This is a genomic window from uncultured Actinobacillus sp. (assembly GCF_945915845.1).
Lineage (GTDB): Bacteria > Pseudomonadota > Gammaproteobacteria > Enterobacterales > Pasteurellaceae > Exercitatus.
The window spans coordinates 12346-29821 of record NZ_CAMEFX010000022.1; the positions used below are offsets into that span (position 1 = coordinate 12346).

The 17476-nt window shown below is 39.5% G+C and carries 14 protein-coding genes and 2 tRNA genes; 5 read left to right on the forward strand and 11 right to left on the reverse strand.

What is annotated here, in order from left to right:
• Nucleotides 1-10 precede the first annotated feature (10 nt).
• Nucleotides 11-2842: an excinuclease ABC subunit UvrA gene (uvrA, locus tag Q0O89_RS06545; RefSeq protein WP_293730912.1), complete on the reverse strand. Its 2832-nt coding sequence runs from the start codon at nt 2840-2842 to the stop codon at nt 11-13.
• A 160-nt stretch (nt 2843-3002) separates the two neighbouring features.
• Here uvrA and Q0O89_RS06550 point away from each other — a divergent pair, with 160 nt between their 5' ends.
• Nucleotides 3003-3488, forward strand: coding sequence for a single-stranded DNA-binding protein (locus tag Q0O89_RS06550; RefSeq protein WP_276984931.1), 486 nt, complete (start codon nt 3003-3005; stop codon nt 3486-3488).
• 104 nt (nt 3489-3592) lie between these two features.
• Here the strand turns inward: Q0O89_RS06550 and Q0O89_RS06555 are convergent, their stop codons facing one another.
• Complete coding sequence (locus Q0O89_RS06555) at nt 3593-3982, reverse strand: helix-turn-helix transcriptional regulator (protein ID WP_293730913.1); 390 nt, start codon at nt 3980-3982, stop codon at nt 3593-3595.
• Nucleotides 3983-4109: 127 nt separating this feature from the next.
• Here Q0O89_RS06555 and Q0O89_RS06560 point away from each other — a divergent pair, with 127 nt between their 5' ends.
• Entirely contained in the window at nt 4110-4472 is a 363-nt protein-coding gene (locus tag Q0O89_RS06560) for a hypothetical protein (RefSeq protein WP_293730914.1), read from the forward strand.
• 13 nt (nt 4473-4485) lie between these two features.
• On the forward strand, nt 4486-4797 hold the full coding sequence (locus Q0O89_RS06565) for a hypothetical protein (RefSeq protein WP_293730916.1): 312 nt from the start codon (nt 4486-4488) through the stop codon (nt 4795-4797).
• 150 nt (nt 4798-4947) lie between these two features.
• Here the strand turns inward: Q0O89_RS06565 and Q0O89_RS06570 are convergent, their stop codons facing one another.
• The 9 genes from Q0O89_RS06570 to folD all read right to left on the reverse strand — a co-directional run bounded on the left by Q0O89_RS06570 (nt 4948) and on the right by folD (nt 16959).
• Nucleotides 4948-5595 (reverse strand): transposase, encoded by a 648-nt coding sequence (locus Q0O89_RS06570; protein WP_293730917.1) that lies wholly within the window; start codon nt 5593-5595, stop codon nt 4948-4950.
• Between the two features lie 445 nt (nt 5596-6040).
• The gene (gene tsf / locus Q0O89_RS06575) at nt 6041-6892 is read right to left on the reverse strand and encodes a translation elongation factor Ts (protein WP_135709207.1); all 852 of its coding nucleotides are present in this window, start codon (nt 6890-6892) and stop codon (nt 6041-6043) included.
• Nucleotides 6893-7051: 159 nt separating this feature from the next.
• Nucleotides 7052-7777, reverse strand: a complete 726-nt coding sequence (rpsB, locus tag Q0O89_RS06580) for a 30S ribosomal protein S2 (RefSeq protein ID WP_135709208.1) — start codon at nt 7775-7777, stop codon at nt 7052-7054.
• A gap of 254 nt (nt 7778-8031) precedes the next feature.
• Nucleotides 8032-9909 carry a peptidylprolyl isomerase gene (ppiD, locus tag Q0O89_RS06585; RefSeq protein ID WP_293730919.1) on the reverse strand — a complete coding sequence of 626 codons (1878 nt, stop codon included), beginning with the start codon at nt 9907-9909 and terminating at the stop codon, nt 8032-8034.
• Between the two features lie 86 nt (nt 9910-9995).
• The gene (gene lon, locus Q0O89_RS06590; RefSeq protein ID WP_293730922.1) at nt 9996-12416 is read right to left on the reverse strand and encodes an endopeptidase La; all 2421 of its coding nucleotides are present in this window, start codon (nt 12414-12416) and stop codon (nt 9996-9998) included.
• A 196-nt stretch (nt 12417-12612) separates the two neighbouring features.
• Complete coding sequence (gene clpX, locus Q0O89_RS06595; RefSeq protein ID WP_293730920.1) at nt 12613-13851, reverse strand: ATP-dependent protease ATP-binding subunit ClpX; 1239 nt, start codon at nt 13849-13851, stop codon at nt 12613-12615.
• Between the two features lie 9 nt (nt 13852-13860).
• On the reverse strand, nt 13861-14442 hold the full coding sequence (clpP, locus tag Q0O89_RS06600) for an ATP-dependent Clp endopeptidase proteolytic subunit ClpP (protein WP_135709211.1): 582 nt from the start codon (nt 14440-14442) through the stop codon (nt 13861-13863).
• Nucleotides 14443-14635: 193 nt separating this feature from the next.
• Complete coding sequence (gene tig / locus Q0O89_RS06605) at nt 14636-15931, reverse strand: trigger factor (RefSeq protein ID WP_135709212.1); 1296 nt, start codon at nt 15929-15931, stop codon at nt 14636-14638.
• A 170-nt stretch (nt 15932-16101) separates the two neighbouring features.
• Nucleotides 16102-16959: a bifunctional methylenetetrahydrofolate dehydrogenase/methenyltetrahydrofolate cyclohydrolase FolD gene (gene folD / locus Q0O89_RS06610; RefSeq protein WP_135709213.1), complete on the reverse strand. Its 858-nt coding sequence runs from the start codon at nt 16957-16959 to the stop codon at nt 16102-16104.
• 168 nt (nt 16960-17127) lie between these two features.
• Between folD and Q0O89_RS06615 the strand changes: the two genes are divergently transcribed.
• Nucleotides 17128-17204: transfer RNA gene (locus Q0O89_RS06615), tRNA-Pro, on the forward strand.
• Between the two features lie 51 nt (nt 17205-17255).
• A tRNA-Arg gene (locus Q0O89_RS06620) sits at nt 17256-17332 on the forward strand.
• Nucleotides 17333-17476: the final 144 nt, after the last annotated feature.

Here is a 17476-nt window from a genome sequence, read left to right on the forward strand (position 1 = left end):
CAGATTTCAGTTATTTTTTGGCTAATATGGCTTTTAAGAAACGCGCAGTATGCGATCCTTCTACTTTTGCGACATCTTCAGGGGTTCCTGCCGCAATAATCTGACCACCGCCACTACCGCCTTCAGGCCCAAGATCCACAATCCAATCGGCTGTTTTTATCACATCCAAATTATGCTCAATCACCACAATCGTATTGCCTTGATCGCGCAAGCGATGTAGCACTTCTAATAATTGTTTAATATCCGCAAAATGTAAACCTGTTGTAGGTTCATCTAAAATATACAGCGTCTTCCCGGTGTCTCGTTTTGATAATTCCGTGGCTAATTTCACACGCTGTGCTTCACCACCCGATAAAGTGGTAGAAGATTGCCCCAAACGAATATAAGACAATCCCACATCCATTAAAGTCTGTAATTTACGGGCAATAACAGGAATTGCATCAAAAAACTCGCGCGCCTCTTCTACCGTCATATCTAAAACTTGATGTATCGTTTTGCCTTTATAACGAATTTCCAACGTCTCACGGTTATAACGTTTCCCTTTACAATGATCGCAAGGAACATAAACATCAGGCAAGAAATGCATTTCCACTTTAATTACGCCATCTCCCTGACAGGCTTCACAACGTCCACCTCGCACGTTAAAACTGAAACGCCCTACATTATAACCACGAGCGCGCGCTTCAGGCACACCGGCAAAAAGTTCACGAATTGGCGTAAATAACCCCGTATAAGTTGCTGGATTTGAACGTGGTGTCCGCCCGATTGGGCTTTGGTTAATATCAATGACCTTGTCAAAATGTTCCAATCCTTCAATGGACTTATAAGGTGCAAAATGAATATTATCCGCACGATTTAAGGCATTCTGCGCCAATGGAAATAAGGTATCATTAATGAGCGTAGATTTACCCGAGCCTGAAACCCCTGTAATACAAGTAAATAACCCAACTGGAATATCTAAATTCACAGATTTTAAGTTGTTCCCTGTAGCACCTTTTAATTTCAGCCATTTCTTCTTATCAAGCGCGGTGCGTTTTTGCGGAATTTCAATTTTTTCTACGCCCGATAAGAATTTTCCTGTAATAGATTGCGGATTTGCCATAATTTCTTGTGCGTTACCTTGCGCAATCACTTGTCCACCATGTACACCTGCCCCCGGCCCAATATCAATAATATGATCTGCAGCACGAATGGCATCTTCATCATGCTCAACCACAATGACCGTATTGCCCAAATTACGTAGATGAATTAAGGTATTCAGTAAGCGTTCGTTATCTCGTTGATGCAAACCAATAGATGGCTCATCAAGGACATACATCACACCGACTAAACCGGCACCAATTTGACTGGCTAAACGAATGCGTTGCGCTTCTCCTCCCGATAAGGTTTCCGCAGAGCGAGAAAGAGACAGATAGTTCAAACCCACGTTCACCAAAAAAGACAAACGCTCTTTAATTTCTTTTAGAATTTTTTCTGCAATTTGTGCACGTTGTCCTTCCAAGGTCATTTTCTCAAAAAAGGCTAAGGCTTCACCAATCCCCATTTCAGACACATCAGGCAAGTTCGTTTTGCCAATATACACATGACGGGCTTCCGGTCGCAAACGAGAACCGCAACAATCTTGACAAGGACGCGTGCTAATATTTTTTGCTAATTCTTCACGTACCGTCATAGATTCCGTTTCTTTATAACGGCGCGCCATATTGTTCAAAATCCCCTCAAAAGGATGCTTACGCACCACTTTATCGCCGCGATCATTCAGGTAAGTAAACTGAATTTCTTCCTCTCCTGAACCGTTCATCAAGATTTCTTTAATCTTTTTCGGCAACTGTCCATAGGGGATTTCAATATCAAAATGATAATGCTCGGCAAGTGATTTCAACATTTGATAATAATAAAAATTGCGGCGATCCCAACCTTTTACCGCGCCACTTGCTAAAGAGATTTCATCATTTTGTACTACTCGGCTTTCATCAAAATATTGCTGCACACCTAAGCCATCACAAGTTGGACAAGCCCCTGCAGGATTATTAAAAGAAAACAAACGTGGCTCTAATTCAGGCACAGAATAACCACAATGCGGACAAGCAAAATTGGCAGAAAACATCAACTCTTCTGATTGAGGATTATCCATCTCCACAACACTCGCCGTACCACCGGACAGTTCTAATGCAGTTTCAAAGGATTCCGCTAATCTTGTGGCTAAATCTGACCGCACTTTGAATCGATCCACTACCACTTCAATAGTATGCTTCTTATGTAATTCCAATTTTGGCGGATCTGATAAATCACAAATTTCACCATCAATACGCGCACGAATATAGCCTTGCGCTGCAATCTGCTCTAAAGTTTTAACATGTTCCCCTTTACGCCCTTTTACAATAGGCGCAAGCAGCATCATTCGGTTGTCTTCAGGTAAACTTAATACTTTATCCACCATTTGAGAAATCGTTTGCGCGGCCAATGGCACATCATGATTGGGGCAACGAGGCTCCCCTACGCGTGCAAAAAGCAAACGTAAATAATCATGAATTTCCGTCACCGTTCCCACTGTTGAACGCGGATTATGGGAAGTCGATTTTTGCTCAATCGAAATTGCCGGTGATAACCCTTCAATACTATCTACATCAGGTTTTTCCATTAAGGATAAGAATTGACGCGCATAAGCGGACAAACTTTCCACATAACGGCGTTGTCCTTCCGCATAAAGCGTATCAAAGGCAAGGGAGGATTTACCGGAACCGGATAAGCCCGTAATAACAATCAGTTTATCGCGCGGAATAGTGAGATTAATATTTTTAAGATTATGGGTTCTCGCCCCACGAATATCGATTTGATCCATAAATAATGTTTTACAACTGTTTATTTGAAAAATTGGAATGATTATCGCATATTTTAAACTCTGTGAAAATATTCAGTGAATTTTTATAGATCTTTTTTAAGAATTCAGGCAAAATACACCGCACTTTTGACAGAAAAAATTTATTAACTAGGAGAAATTTATGGCAGGCGTTAACAAAGTAATTATCGTTGGACGTTTAGGTAACGATCCTGAAATCCGTACTATGCCTAATGGTGAAGCTGTTGCAAATATCAGCGTAGCAACCAGTGAAAGTTGGACAGATCGTAATACAGGCGAACGTCGTGAAATTACCGAATGGCACCGTATCGTATTCTATCGCCGTCAAGCAGAAGTCGTTGGTGAATATCTTCGCAAGGGTTCTCAAATTTATGTGGAAGGACGTTTACGTACGCGCAAATGGCAAGATCAAAATGGTCAAGATCGTTACACAACAGAAATCCAAGGCGATGTAATGCAAATGTTAGACAGCCGCAACGCCAATAACAGCGGCACAGCAGGTGGATTTGCACAACAAGATACTTTCGGTGGTCAACAACAAACCTACAACGCCCCACGCCAACAAGCCCAAAAACCAGCAGCATCAGAGCCACCAATGGATAGCTTTGATGATGAAATTCCGTTCTAAATTTTATAAATAAATAAAACAAAAATCCCAGCGCAAAAGCTGGGATTTTTTTGGTTGAAATTAAGTCAGTTTTACGTATTGCCATATTTAGAATACAATGCGTATTACTTCACATTTTTTAAAAGTTCAATTAACTCTTTAAGTGCGGTAATTTCTGCATCTTTTTGTTTAAGTAGCTCATCTTTTAGTTGAATTTCTAATTGTTGTTTTTCATTTTGAGCAATAAGTTTTTCATTCATTCCAAAATAATTATTATAATTTGAATGGTTATCGCCAATGGAGCAAATAACCAGTTTTTCATTATCATCTAATAATTGAGCAATATTGATATTAAAAATTTGGGCAATTTGCTTTAATTTTTCAACACTCACATTCGTTTGACCACGTTCAATTTTGGCATACCCTGTTGTAGACATTCCCAATTTTTCAGCCACTTCTTCCTGCGTCCATTGGTTCAATTCTCTCATCATTTTGATTTTTTCATAGGTTTCCATAAACGACCTTTTTAGTTATTTTTTAGTACTGAAAGAGTGATAAATTGCTCTTTGGGTTACTGGAGCAAATATTTTGGCGAGTATAACATATAACCCAGTTTTTAACTAATTTCATAAGGATGTTTCAATGAAAAAACTCTTGTGCGTGCTCTTATCTACAGTGTTACTCGCTAGTTGCACTTCTACAATTGGAGAGTACTCTGTGCTTAGTAACCGTAATATTGATATTACTCATTCAAAAAATTTCTCTCGTGGCTCAATTGTTTCTGGCTATAGTGGTAGCGTAGTTGTTGGGATATTCCAATTAGGTACACCTGATGTTAATGAGGCGTTAAAAGAAGCTATTGATAAAGATAGATGTACTGTTGCACTAACCGATGTTACCGTTAAACATAATAGAGCATATTTATTTTATGGGGTTCAGAACGTTGGGGTTACTGGTCGCCAATTGTTAGATACCAGCTTGCCTGGCTGTGGAAATAGACGCTAATTAGGAGAGAAAAATGAAAAAATTCTTTATGTTATTGTTGGTATCCTCAACATTAACTGCTTGTGGTATCAATACCAATTATAATAAAACAATAGTCAGCACTAAAAGCTACGATTTCACAAATAAAAACTTAGTATTAGGTAAGCAAGTTATTGCACGAAGTGATAACGATATTGGTATTTGGGCCGAACAAAAAGCCATTGAAGAGGCAATATCGCGTAACAACTGCACTGTTGCTTTAGTTAATGTAAAAATCACTGACCACGGTCGAAATATTGAAGGAACAGAAGTTATTGATCCAACGATTGGTAATTGCGCAAAATAATTTCTTTCTTTTATAAAACCCGGTGCTTATCGGGTTTTCTTTTATCTAAAAGAACGAAACAAATCGGCATAGTAGACAAATTTGTTGCTGTTTTGCCAAAAACTATGCCAAGTGGACAAAATTGTTGCTAATGTTTATTTTCATTAAATGTTAGCAACTCTTTTTATTTAAAAAATCCTGTATAAACAATATCTTACGTCTTTTTATTAATCCATTGTGATTATTTAATTTTCGTTTAAGTTCACTAAATAATCCTTCTAAACGATTTGTCGTCCTTTCTATATTTAATTCAGGATGCTTTTCATAGACAAAAATATAATCCATATAACGCTTTAAACTGGCATAAGCACTTCTTACATTACGATGTTTATAAGGAAAATAGCCTTTTTCATTCGCTTTATCACTTCGTTCTTTTAAAAACGCTTGGTGTTTTATAAACCAAGAATGTAATCGCCGATAAAATTCATTTTTCGAGCTTTGTGTGAGTGTTTTGGCGATTATTTTTAATTCTTTACCCGCTTGTGATTGGTGCTTTTTTCTTAATTTTCGCATCACAATCGCTACCATATGAAATTGACACATTTGTACTGGTGTATTAAATAAATCTTTCATCAAACCACGTCTACCATCACAGGTAATCGATTGAATTATATAGCCTTTTTCTCTTAACCTATTTAGAGCAAGTTTGTAGTAAATATCTTTTTCGGTTCGGACAAAATAATGGGCAATGACGTTATTTGAATTGGAATCCATTAGCACTAATACACCAAAATAACGCCCGAAGAATGTTGTATCCATAATGATATTCAGATGTCGATTTAAAGGCGGTTTTAAAGATGTTTTAGGGGCTTTATCAATATATCTTTGAATCGTTCTGACTGAACAATGATATTTAACGGCAAGTTGTTGATAGGTTTGTTTTCCAGATGTGTAATCAGTCCAAATTTTAATTGGGTCTAATTTATTTTTGAAGGAAAAGGTTTTATGGCATTTATGACAAAAATATCGTTGAATATTATTTGATGTACCATGTTTCTTTATTTTCAGACTTTGGCAAAATGGGCAGTTTTTTGTTCATATTTCAAAAAAGTGGCTTAAAGCCTTATACTATAAGGCTTTAAGCCACTTTTTAGCAACAAATTTGTCTATTACACCAACAAATCAACAAGGTTGAAATAACAGACTATATAACAAAAATCCCAGCGCAAAAGCTGGGATTTTTGATTCTTGATAAGAGAAAAGATTAAGCGTTACCACCAGTGATTTTCGCTACTTCTGCTGCGAAATCTTCTTCTACCTTCTCAATGCCTTCACCTACTTCTAAACGGATGAAGTTAGATACTGAAGTGTTAACTGATTTTAAGTAGTCACCTACAGTTTGTGAAGGATCCATGACAAATGCTTGACCTGTTAATGAAACTTCACCAGTGAATTTCTTCATACGACCTTCAACCATTTTCTCTGCGATTTCTTTTGGTTTACCAGAGTTGATTGCGATGTCGATTTGGATTTGACGCTCATGCTCAACAACTTCAGCTGAAACGTCTTCTGGGTTTACGAACTCAGGTTTAGACGCTGCAACGTGCATTGCTACTTTTTTGAGTTCTTCTGCAGAACCTTGACCAGCGACTAATACACCAATTTTCGCGCCGTGTAAGTATTGTGCAATCACTTCGCCTTCTAAATATTGAACGCGGCGGATTGTCATGTTTTCACCGATTTTTGCCACTAATGCAGCGCGTTTTTCTTCAAATGCCGCTGCTAATGCATCAATTGTTGTGCCTTTGTTTGCTAATGCAAAATCAGCCACTTCGTTTGCTAAACCTAAGAAACCAGCATCTTTTGCTACGAAGTCAGTTTCACAGTTCATTTCAACTAATACACCAAAACCTGCACCGATGCGCGCAAGGATAACACCTTCAGCAGCTACACGACCTGCTTTTTTAGCCGCTTTTGCTTGACCTGATTTACGCATGTTGTCGATAGCTAACTCGATATCACCGTTTGCTTCAACTAATGCTTTTTTACATTCCATCATACCTGCGCCGGTACGTTCACGAAGTTCTTTTACTAATGCCGCTGTGATTTCAGCCATTTTCTTGTCCTCTAAGATTTTGATATGAAATACGGTAAATTTTAACCGCACTTTTTGAAAGTTTTATCAGGGCGTATACTTGCACACCCCTACGAGAATTAGGTAGTAAAACAGGGAACTTTCGCCCCCTGTTTTAATAGGGCTTAGCCTATTTCCAGATTACTCTGCCGCTTCTTCAGCAAATTTTTCTTCTGCTACAACTTCAGCTTTACGGCCTTCTTTTACCGCTGCTGATGCTGCGTCCAAGTATAATTGGATTGCACGAGTTGCGTCATCGTTACCTGGGATAAGGAAATCAACGCCATCTGGGCTTGCGTTTGTATCAACAACTGCGAATACAGGAATACCAAGGTTGTTTGCTTCTTTGATTGCGATGTGTTCGTAGTCTGCACCGATTACGAAAATTGCATCTGGAAGACCCGCCATCTCTTTGATACCACCAAGGCTTAATTCTAATTTAGCCATTTCGCGTGAACGATCTAACGCTTCTTTTTTGGTTAATTTATCAAATGTACCGTCTTGAGATTGAGTTTCTAAATCTTTTAAACGTTTGATTGATTGACGAACTGTTTTCCAGTTAGTCAACATACCACCTAACCAACGGTGGTTTACATAGAATTGTTGGCAATCTAATGCTGCTGCTTTAACTGCTTCAGACGCTGCGCGTTTTGTACCAACGAATAATACTTTACCGTTGTTGTGAGCGATACGAGTTAATTCAGCTAATGCTTCGTTGAATAACGGAAGTGTTTTTTCTAAGTTCACGATATGAACGCCGTTACGTGCACCGAAAATGAATGGTTTCATTTTTGGGTTCCAGTAACGAGTTTGGTGACCGAAATGTACGCCTGCGTTAATCATGTCGCGCATTGAAACTTGTGCCATAATATTTTTTCCTTTTAATTGGGGTTGAGCCTCCACATACCAAGTAAATCGACCGTTTGGCACCCCGATTTAACCTTTGCGGTATGTGTGTGTTGTTAAATTTAAGATTAAGCTACTTTTGCTATGACTGGCATAGCCAAAAATAACCGCGCTTTTATACCATAAAGTGCGGTTAAAAACTAGCAAATTTTGAGGTTTTCATAAAAAAAGCACCAAAATATGTTGGTGCTTTTATCTCTAAAGTTCGATTGATATTATTCCGCTTCTTGTTTTAAGAACGCATCATTCACTTCAATTTTTGCTTTGCTACGCAAAGACTTAACTAAATTAGCTTGCACTTCTCGTGACTGTAATCCTAAGGTTTGTGCATTTAATTGCGCTAAGACTTTCTCATCCGGTGTACCATCAGTCATTTTATCTAATGCCACAATAACGATATCGCCGTTATTCGCTTTTGTCGCCTTGTAGGTCGCCTGACCATTTTCAGGTTTTGTCATTGAGAAAATCGCTTGTGTCAATTCAGGATCTTTTTTCTCTGCATAAACCCATTTTTCGGCATGGCCAAAAGATACTGCCGCAGGCGTTTGACCCGATTGTAAATCAGCAACCCATTTATTTGCTTGTTCAAGCATCACTTTTTCTGCTTTTTGGCGCGTTAAGAAAGCACTAATTTCCGCTTTAGCTTCATCTAAGGTTTTTGTACCTTCGAGTTTATGATCAACAACACGAACGATAATAGAATGTTGTTCACCGACATTCATTGGTTCAGAGTTGACATTTCCCTGCGATACATCCCCATCAAAAATAGCATTAGCCACAACAGGGAAATCTAAGTCCGTTGGTAAATCGCGGCGAGTAAAATAGCCTGTTTCTTTTACCTCAACCCCGGCTAGTTTAGCAGCCGAAGCTAATGATGATTGATCTTCAAACGCTTTTTCTGCCACTTGTTTTTCAAGAGAATAGAAAGCGTTCGCCAGTAACTCCTGACGAATTGCACTCACAATTTGACCGCGAACTTGCTCTAATGGCAAGGTTGTCGATAGTTTACGATCATCAACTTTAACGATATGGAAATTTCCATCAACGTTGACCGGCGCACTATAATTTCCTACATCAACAGCCATCGCAGCATCTTCAAGGTTTTTAGGTAAATCGCCATTATTTAACCAACCTAAATCACCACCTGATGCCGCAGAACCTTTATCCATTGATTTAGTTTTAGCTAACTCTGCAAAATTCGCGCCACCTTGTAATGCCGTATAAATATCATTGGCTTCTTGCTCGGTCGCTACCTGAATGTGTGATAGACGTTGTTGTGCTTTTGTCGCAAACTCTGATTTATGATCTTGATAATATTGTTGAATTTCAACATCCGTTACCGCCACCGATTTTTCTGCAATGGCTTTGGTCAAATCAATATATTGCACTTTTACCATTTCAGGCATCGCGAAATTCGCTTTATTCGCATTATAATAATCTGCCACTTCTTGCTCTGTCACCGATTGTTTGGCGATTTCATCCGCTAACGGAAGTTTCGCAACACGAACGGTACGCTCTTGGAAAAAATCTCTTGCAAATTGTTCCTGTTGTGCCGGTGTTAAAAAATCCGTTCCAATCAGACCTTGTTGCAATTGCTCTAAACGCATGGATTCACGTAATGAAGCAGCAAACATATCTGAGCTCATATTGTTATTGCGCAAAAATAATTGATACGCTTCATTATTAAACTTACCGTCAACCAAGAAATTTGGCATGCTCACAATCGCACGTTTAATCGCCTCATCGCTCACCGCCAAATTTAATTCTTTGGTATATTGCTGTATTAAAGTTTGATCAATTAATTCCGTTAAAACACGGGTTCTTAAACCGTTAATAAACTCAGGAGAGTCAACAACTGCCGCAAATTCTGTCTCGCCCAGTTCTTGGCTGATACGTTGATAGGCTTCGTTGTAACGTTGTTGGAATTGCTCTTGACTAATTTCTTCGCCATTCACTTTAACCGCTGACAAATCTGCCGATGAGCCTAAATACCCATACATTCCCGATACGAGAAATGACACGGCGATTGCCGCAAGAATTGCTTTTGACACCCAGCTATTCGCCATGTGGTGCATTTTTTCCATAAATGACATTTGGATTTTCCTATGTTTTATCAATAAGTCCAAAATTATAAAATAAAGCGCGGTGAAAAATAAGCAAATTTTTCACCGCACCTGCTTTAATTAACCGTTGGTTTCACTTTCGGCGACTTACGCGCTCGTGGTACTTTGACGGCATTGACCGGTGACAGTTTAACAAACTCCACACCTTGTGGCGGATTTTCAAGGGCAAGTGTTAACACTTCATCAATGGTTTCCACGGCGTGAATGGTCAAGCTCTCTTTTGCATTTTGCGGGATATCTTCCAAATCTTTCACGTTATCTTTTGGAATTAATACGGTTTTGATCCCGCCACGATGTGCTGCTAATAATTTTTCCTTTAAGCCACCAATTGGCAAGACTTTACCCCGTAAACTAATTTCCCCTGTCATGGCCACATCCGCGCGCACGGGGTTGCCCGTTAAGCAAGAAACCAAGGCTGTACACATTGCAATCCCTGCACTTGGGCCATCTTTTGGTGTCGCGCCATCCGGCACATGAATATGAATATCACGTTTTTCGTGGAAATCACTGGCAATACCCAATTTTTCCGCACGAGAACGAACGACCGTCATTGCCGCTTGGATAGACTCTTTCATTACATCACCCAATGAACCGGTAAAAGTGAGTTTACCTTTGCCTACCACAGAAGCCGTTTCAATAGTCAACAAATCACCGCCCACTTCCGTCCAAGCTAAACCTGTTACTTCACCAATACGATTTTCCGTATCCGCCAAACCATAATCAAAACGGCGAACACCTAAATAATCATTAAGGTTATCGCTATTGACCACTAAAGATTTCACTTTTTTATCTAACAACAACTGTTTAACGGCTTTACGGCAAATTTTGGAAATTTCACGTTCTAAACCACGCACACCCGCTTCACGCGTGTAATAACGAATAATATCAATAATCGCGCTATCTTCAATCGTGAGTTCACCTTTTTTCAAGCCATTACGTTCCATTTGTTTTTCCAGCAAATGGCGAGTCGCAATATTCAGTTTTTCGTCTTCCGTATAACCTGACAAACGAATCACTTCCATACGATCTAACAATGGGCCGGGAATATTCATTGAATTTGACGTTGCCACAAACATCACGTCAGACAAATCATAATCCACTTCTAAATAATGATCGTTGAATTTGGTATTTTGTTCAGGATCAAGCACTTCCAATAATGCCGAAGCAGGGTCGCCACGATGATCCATTGCCATTTTGTCAATTTCATCGAGTAAGAATAGCGGATTTTTCACCCCCACTTTTGCCATTTTTTGGATCAATTTACCGGGCAAGGAACCGATATAAGTTTTACGGTGCCCACGAATTTCCGCTTCATCACGTACGCCACCTAATGCCATTCGAACATATTTACGCCCGGTAGCATTCGCAATAGATTGCCCTAAAGAGGTTTTACCCACCCCCGGCGGCCCAACTAAACAAAGAATAGGCCCCTTAATTTGGTTTAGGCGCGATTGTACGGCTAAATATTCCAAAATACGCTCTTTCACACGCTCAAGACCATAGTGATCCGCATCAAGAATTTCTTGCGCTTTTTGAATATCTTTTTTCACTTTAGTGCGTTTGTGCCACGGCACTTGCAACATCCAATCAATATAACTGCGCACCACGGTCGCTTCGGAAGACATTGGCGACATCATTTTGAGCTTTTTGATTTCTGCTTCGACTTTTTCCTTCGCTTCCGCCGGCAATTTTGCTTCTTCTAATTTTTGGCGCAATTGATCGATTTCGCTGTCTGCCTGTGCATCTTCATCACCGTCTAGCTCTTTGCGAATGGCTTTCATTTGCTCGTTCAGGTAATAGTCGCGATGGGTTTTCTCCATCTGCTCTTTTACTTTGCCACGAATACGTTTCTCAACTTGTAATAAATCCGTTTCGCTTTCCATGGCACCCAGCAAATATTCTAAGCGTTCCTGTACATTAGCACGCGATAACACTGCTTGTTTATGACGAACAGAAACCGGCAAATGCGCAGCTAAAGTATCCGCAAAACGATCAACGTCTTCAATCGTTGTGAGCGCATTGATCATCTCTGGCTGAATTTTTTTATTTTGTTTGGCGTAATTTTCAAATTCATCAAAGGCCACTTTACGTGCCACTTCAAGCTCTTTATTGGCTTCAATAATGGTTTCAATGGGCTCAATCACCGCAGAAAAATGATCATCATCGCTCATTCGTAAAATATCCGCACGTTGCTGACCTTCGACTAACACTTTCACAGTGCCATCAGGTAATTTCAGCATTTGAATGATATTTACAATCGTACCAATATCATATAAATCTGCGACAGTCGGATCTTCGACTTCTGCTTGTTTTTGCGCTACAAGCAATAACTGTTTGCCCGTTTCCATAGCATGATCAAGGCTTCGAATTGACTTATCGCGTCCCACAAAAAGCGGCATCACCATATAAGGAAACACCACGACATCGCGTAAAGGTAAAACGGGAATTTCACGTTTTTGAGTGCGTTTAGCGTTCATCATTTATACTCTTCTTTACTTACTAGATTTCATACTAGGTTCTACATTGGGGCAAAAAAACAAAATTCAAGACATAACAACAAAGCAGACACTTCACCATTACTTTCAATTTACTATTTCGTGGTAAAGACAAAAAGTGCGGTCAATTTAACCGCACTTTGACACTTTCTACTTTGACACTTTCTTGCCCGAATTTTTACTTTTTATACTCAAGTTTTGGACTTTCACCCTTAGTGATCACCGCTTCATCTACCACGACCTTAGCCAAATTGTCTAAAGACGGCAAATCATACATCGTATCAAGCAATATGCCTTCTACGATTGAGCGCAAACCACGTGCCCCGGTTTTACGTTCAAGGGCTTTTTTCGCCATTGCAGTTAACGCGTCTTGGGTAAATTCCAATTCCACATCTTCTAAACCAAATAAGGCTTGATATTGTTTTGTCAACGCATTTTTAGGTTCAGTTAAGATTTGAATTAAAGCGGCTTCATCCAACTCACTCAATGGCGCAATCACAGGCAAACGCCCGATAAATTCAGGAATTAAACCAAACTTAATTAAGTCTTCCGTTTCAATTTGTTTAAATAAATCCGTCAAACTTAATTCATCTTGCTCACCTTTCACTTCAGCATCAAAGCCGATACCGCTGCCAACATGAACACGTTTTTGCACAATTTTATCTAAGCCGGCAAAAGCCCCACCACAAATAAATAGAATTTTAGAGGTGTCTACACGTAACATATCCTGTTGCGGATGTTTACGTCCCCCTTGTGGTGGAATGGACGCCACGGTTCCTTCAATTAGTTTTAACAAGGCTTGTTGTACGCCTTCGCCTGAAACATCACGTGTAATAGATGGATTGTCAGATTTACGCGTGATCTTATCAATTTCATCGATATAAATAATGCCTTGTTCTGCTTTTTCTGTATCGTAATCACAGTTTTGCAACAACTTTTGAATGACATTCTCAACATCTTCACCCACATAACCTGCTTCCGTTAAGGTGGTGGCATCTGCCATGGCAAAAGGCACATTCAACATACGTGCTAAGGTTTGTGCCAATAAAGTCTTACCGCTTCCCGTTGGACCGATTAATAAAACATTACTTTTGCTTAATTCAACATCATCGGTTTTATGCCCTGAACGCAAGCGTTTGTAATGGTTATACAAGGCAACCGCAAGAACTTTCTTCGCATAATCTTGCCCGATAACATAATCGTCTAAATGGGCACGAATTTCATGGGGTGTCGGTAACTTTTCTTCTACTGTTTTTTCAGCTTCTTCAGCGCTTTCTTCTTGCGTATCTAGTAATAATTCGTGACATTGCTCAATACATTCGCCACAAATATAACCCGAAATCCCTGCAATTAACTTGCCTACTTCATCTTGAGACTTACCACAAAATGAACAATGTGTATGATTTTCTTGTGTCATCTCTTATCCTTAGCGTTTGCTTATTACCGTATCCACGAGACCGTAGGCACGAGCTTCTTCTGCCGACATAAAATTATCGCGATCCGTATCACGTTCAATCACTTCAAGGGATTGCCCCGTATGGAAAGCTAAACGCTCGTTCAAAGTGTTCTTAATTTTTAAAATTTCATTGGCGTGAATTAAAATATCAGAAGCCTGACCACGGAAACCACCCAAAGGTTGGTGAATCATCACGCGCGCATTAGGCAATGCTGCACGTTTTCCTGCCGTTCCGCCCGCCAATAAAAAAGCCCCCATTGAGCAAGCCTGACCAATACAAAGCGTGCGCACATCCGGCTTAATAAATTGCATGGTGTCATAAATTGCCATCCCTGCAGTCACTGAACCGCCTGGGCTGTTAATGTAAATATTAATATCTTTATCTGGATTTTCTGACTCAAGGAATAACAATTGCGCCACAATTAAATTAGCCATATTGTCTTCCACTTCACCCGTTAAAAAAATGACGCGTTCTTTTAAAAGGCGGGAATAAATATCAAAGGAACGCTCACCGCGTGCCGTTTGCTCAATCACCATAGGGATTAATGCCATAAAGTTCTCCGTAATACTATCCGAAAAATAATTCGCTTATTCTACCTGAAAAAGTAATAAATAGATAATGTTTATCATCTAAACAAAATGCATGCTCTTTACTGTCATTAAAAACAAAAGTGCGGTTCATTTGCCGCAAGTTTTAAAACTCGCTCAAAATCAACCGCACTTAAGGAATTCAGAAACTTAACAATTAAGCTTTTGGATTCATAATTTCATCAAATGATGCTTTTTTCTCAGTAACCTGTGCTTTAGCAAGAACCGCATCTACCGCTTGCTCTTCTAACACTACGTTACGAACATTATTGGTTAATTCTGCATTTTTCGCATAGAATTCAACCACTTCTGCCGGTTGCTCATAAGCTGAAGCAATGTCTGCGATCATCGCTTTAACGCGATCTTCATCGGCTTTTAATTCATTCGCTTTAATGACTGCGCTGAATAAAAGACCTACTTGAACACGGCGTTTTGCTTGTTCTTCAAATAATTCACGTGGCAATTGTGCCGCTTGTTTTGCATTACCGCCAAAACGTTGCGCCGCTTGTTCACGTAATACATCAATTTCTTGATCGACTGCAGCCGCCGGAACATCGATTGCATTTTCAGCAATTAAACCATCAATGACTTGTTGTTTAACGCGAGAAACTAAGGCATTTTTCAACTCACGTTCCATATTTTTTTGGATTTCAGCGCGTAAATCTGCCACAGTTTTTGTGTTTGGACCAAATTTAGCTACAAATTCATCGGTTAATTCCGGTAATACTTGGTTTTCTACTTTTTTCAAGGTAATCGCAAATTTCGCATCTTTACCTTTTAAGTTTTCAGCGTGATATTCTTCAGGGAATTTCACATTGATATCGAATTGTTCACCGGCTTTTTTACCTACGATGCCATCTTCAAAACCCGGAATCATACGGCCTTGACCCATCGCAAGAACGAAATCAGAAGCTTTACCGCCATCAAATTCAACGCCATCAATTGAACCAACGAAGTCAATAGTTACGCGATCATCTGCTTTCGCCGCATCGGCACTTTCTGCCCAAGTTGCTTGTTGTTTACGTAATACTTCAACCATGTTATCCACATCAGCTTCCGTAATTTCAACAACCGGTTTCTCAACTTTGATATTTTCTAAGCCTTTTAATTCCACTTCCGGATAGACTTCAAAAGTTGCTGTGAAAACTACGTCTTTGCCATCTTCAAAGCTTTCTACCGCGAAAGTTGGACGACCTGCAAGATTTAATTTTTCTTTAAACGCTAAATCAAAGAAATGACGTGGTAATAAGTCATTTAATACATCTTGGCGAATTGATGCACCAAAGCGCTTTTCTACGATTTGTGCCGGCACTTTACCTTTACGGAAACCATCAATACGAACATTGCGTGATGCACGTTTTAATTCTTCACGCACTGCATTTTCCACTTCTGCCGCTGGGATTGTAATTGTAACGCGGCGTTCTAAACCTTGAGTTGTTTCAATAGTTGACATTCTTTTTTCCTTTATAAAATTGAATGAAATTGGGTAAAAACTGGCGAATTATAACGAAAGATTGAATTTCAGTCGAGAGAAAATTTAAGGATTATGTTCTTTAAGAAAGAAAAAGTGCGGTCAAATTAGCTCTATTTTTCTACCAGATCTAACCGCACATTGATGATAACTTAGTTTAATGAATAAGTTTCATATGCGTATAATGTATTAAACATCAACATCGCCACGGTCATTGGCCCTACGCCACCTGGTACCGGTGTGATAAATGCTGCGTGTTCTGCCGCTTTATCATATTGAATATCGCCACGTAATTTACCGTCTGCCCCACGGTTAATGCCCACGTCAATCACGATAGCACCGTCTTTTACCCAATCACCATTGATAAATTCAGGCTTACCCACAGCAACCACTAAAATATCCGCTTGACGAATATGATGTTCTAAATCTTTCGTAAAACGATGGGTGACAGTAACCGTGCAACCCGCAAGTAACAGTTCCAACGCCATTGGTCGCCCCACAATGTTGGATGCACCCACAATGACCGCATGTTGACCACGCAAACTTATACCTGTGGTTTCCAACAATTTCATCACACCATAAGGTGTGCAAGCACGCAAAGTAGGAATACGCTGACACAATCGACCTACGTTATAAGGATGGAAACCGTCCACATCTTTATGTGGTGCAATGCGTTCAATCACTTTTGTACTATCAATATGCTTAGGTAAAGGAAGTTGAACCAAAATCCCATCAATCGTCATATCCGCATTTAATTGGTCAATTAATGCCAATAAATCCGCTTCAGTTGTCGTTTCCGCCAAATCATAGGATTTAGACGTGATGCCTAACTCTTCACAACTTTTTCGTTTACTACCCACATAAACCTGAGAGGCAGGATCTGCCCCGACTAATATCACCGCTAATCCTGGCGCACGTTTACCCTGAGCAATATATTGATTAATTTTTTGAGCGACTTCAGCTTTAATGTTTTTAGCAAGTGCTGTGCCTGATATAACTTGTGCTGGCATTCTTTATCCTTTATTTATTCAATTAAATTGACCACGAAAACGTTTGCTATTTTCTCAAAAAAACGAAATAAATGTAACCCTAATTGCCATAAAATTAATCAATCAAACAAATTTTTTTAAAAAGTCATTGACTGTAAAAAAAAGAAAACTATAATGCACACATCTTGTCGGCGAGTAGCGCAGCTTGGTAGCGCAACTGGTTTGGGACCAGTGGGTCGTAGGTTCAAATCCTATCTCGCCGACCACTTCTTAAATATATCCTTTGAAATTCCATCAAAAGACATATCCATTTGAATGCGCCCTTAGCTCAGCTGGATAGAGCAACGCCCTTCTAAGGCGTGGGTCAAAGGTTCGAATCCTTTAGGGCGTGCCATTTTATAAAATCATATACAATTTCTCTTTTTTCAGTATTACTCTATTCTGTTCTTTTGCATTTTCTCAATTAATCGTTAAAATGCCATGGTTACTATTTTTAATTTTGTAGGTTTCATTTGAAAGGTTTAGTTATCCGAATATT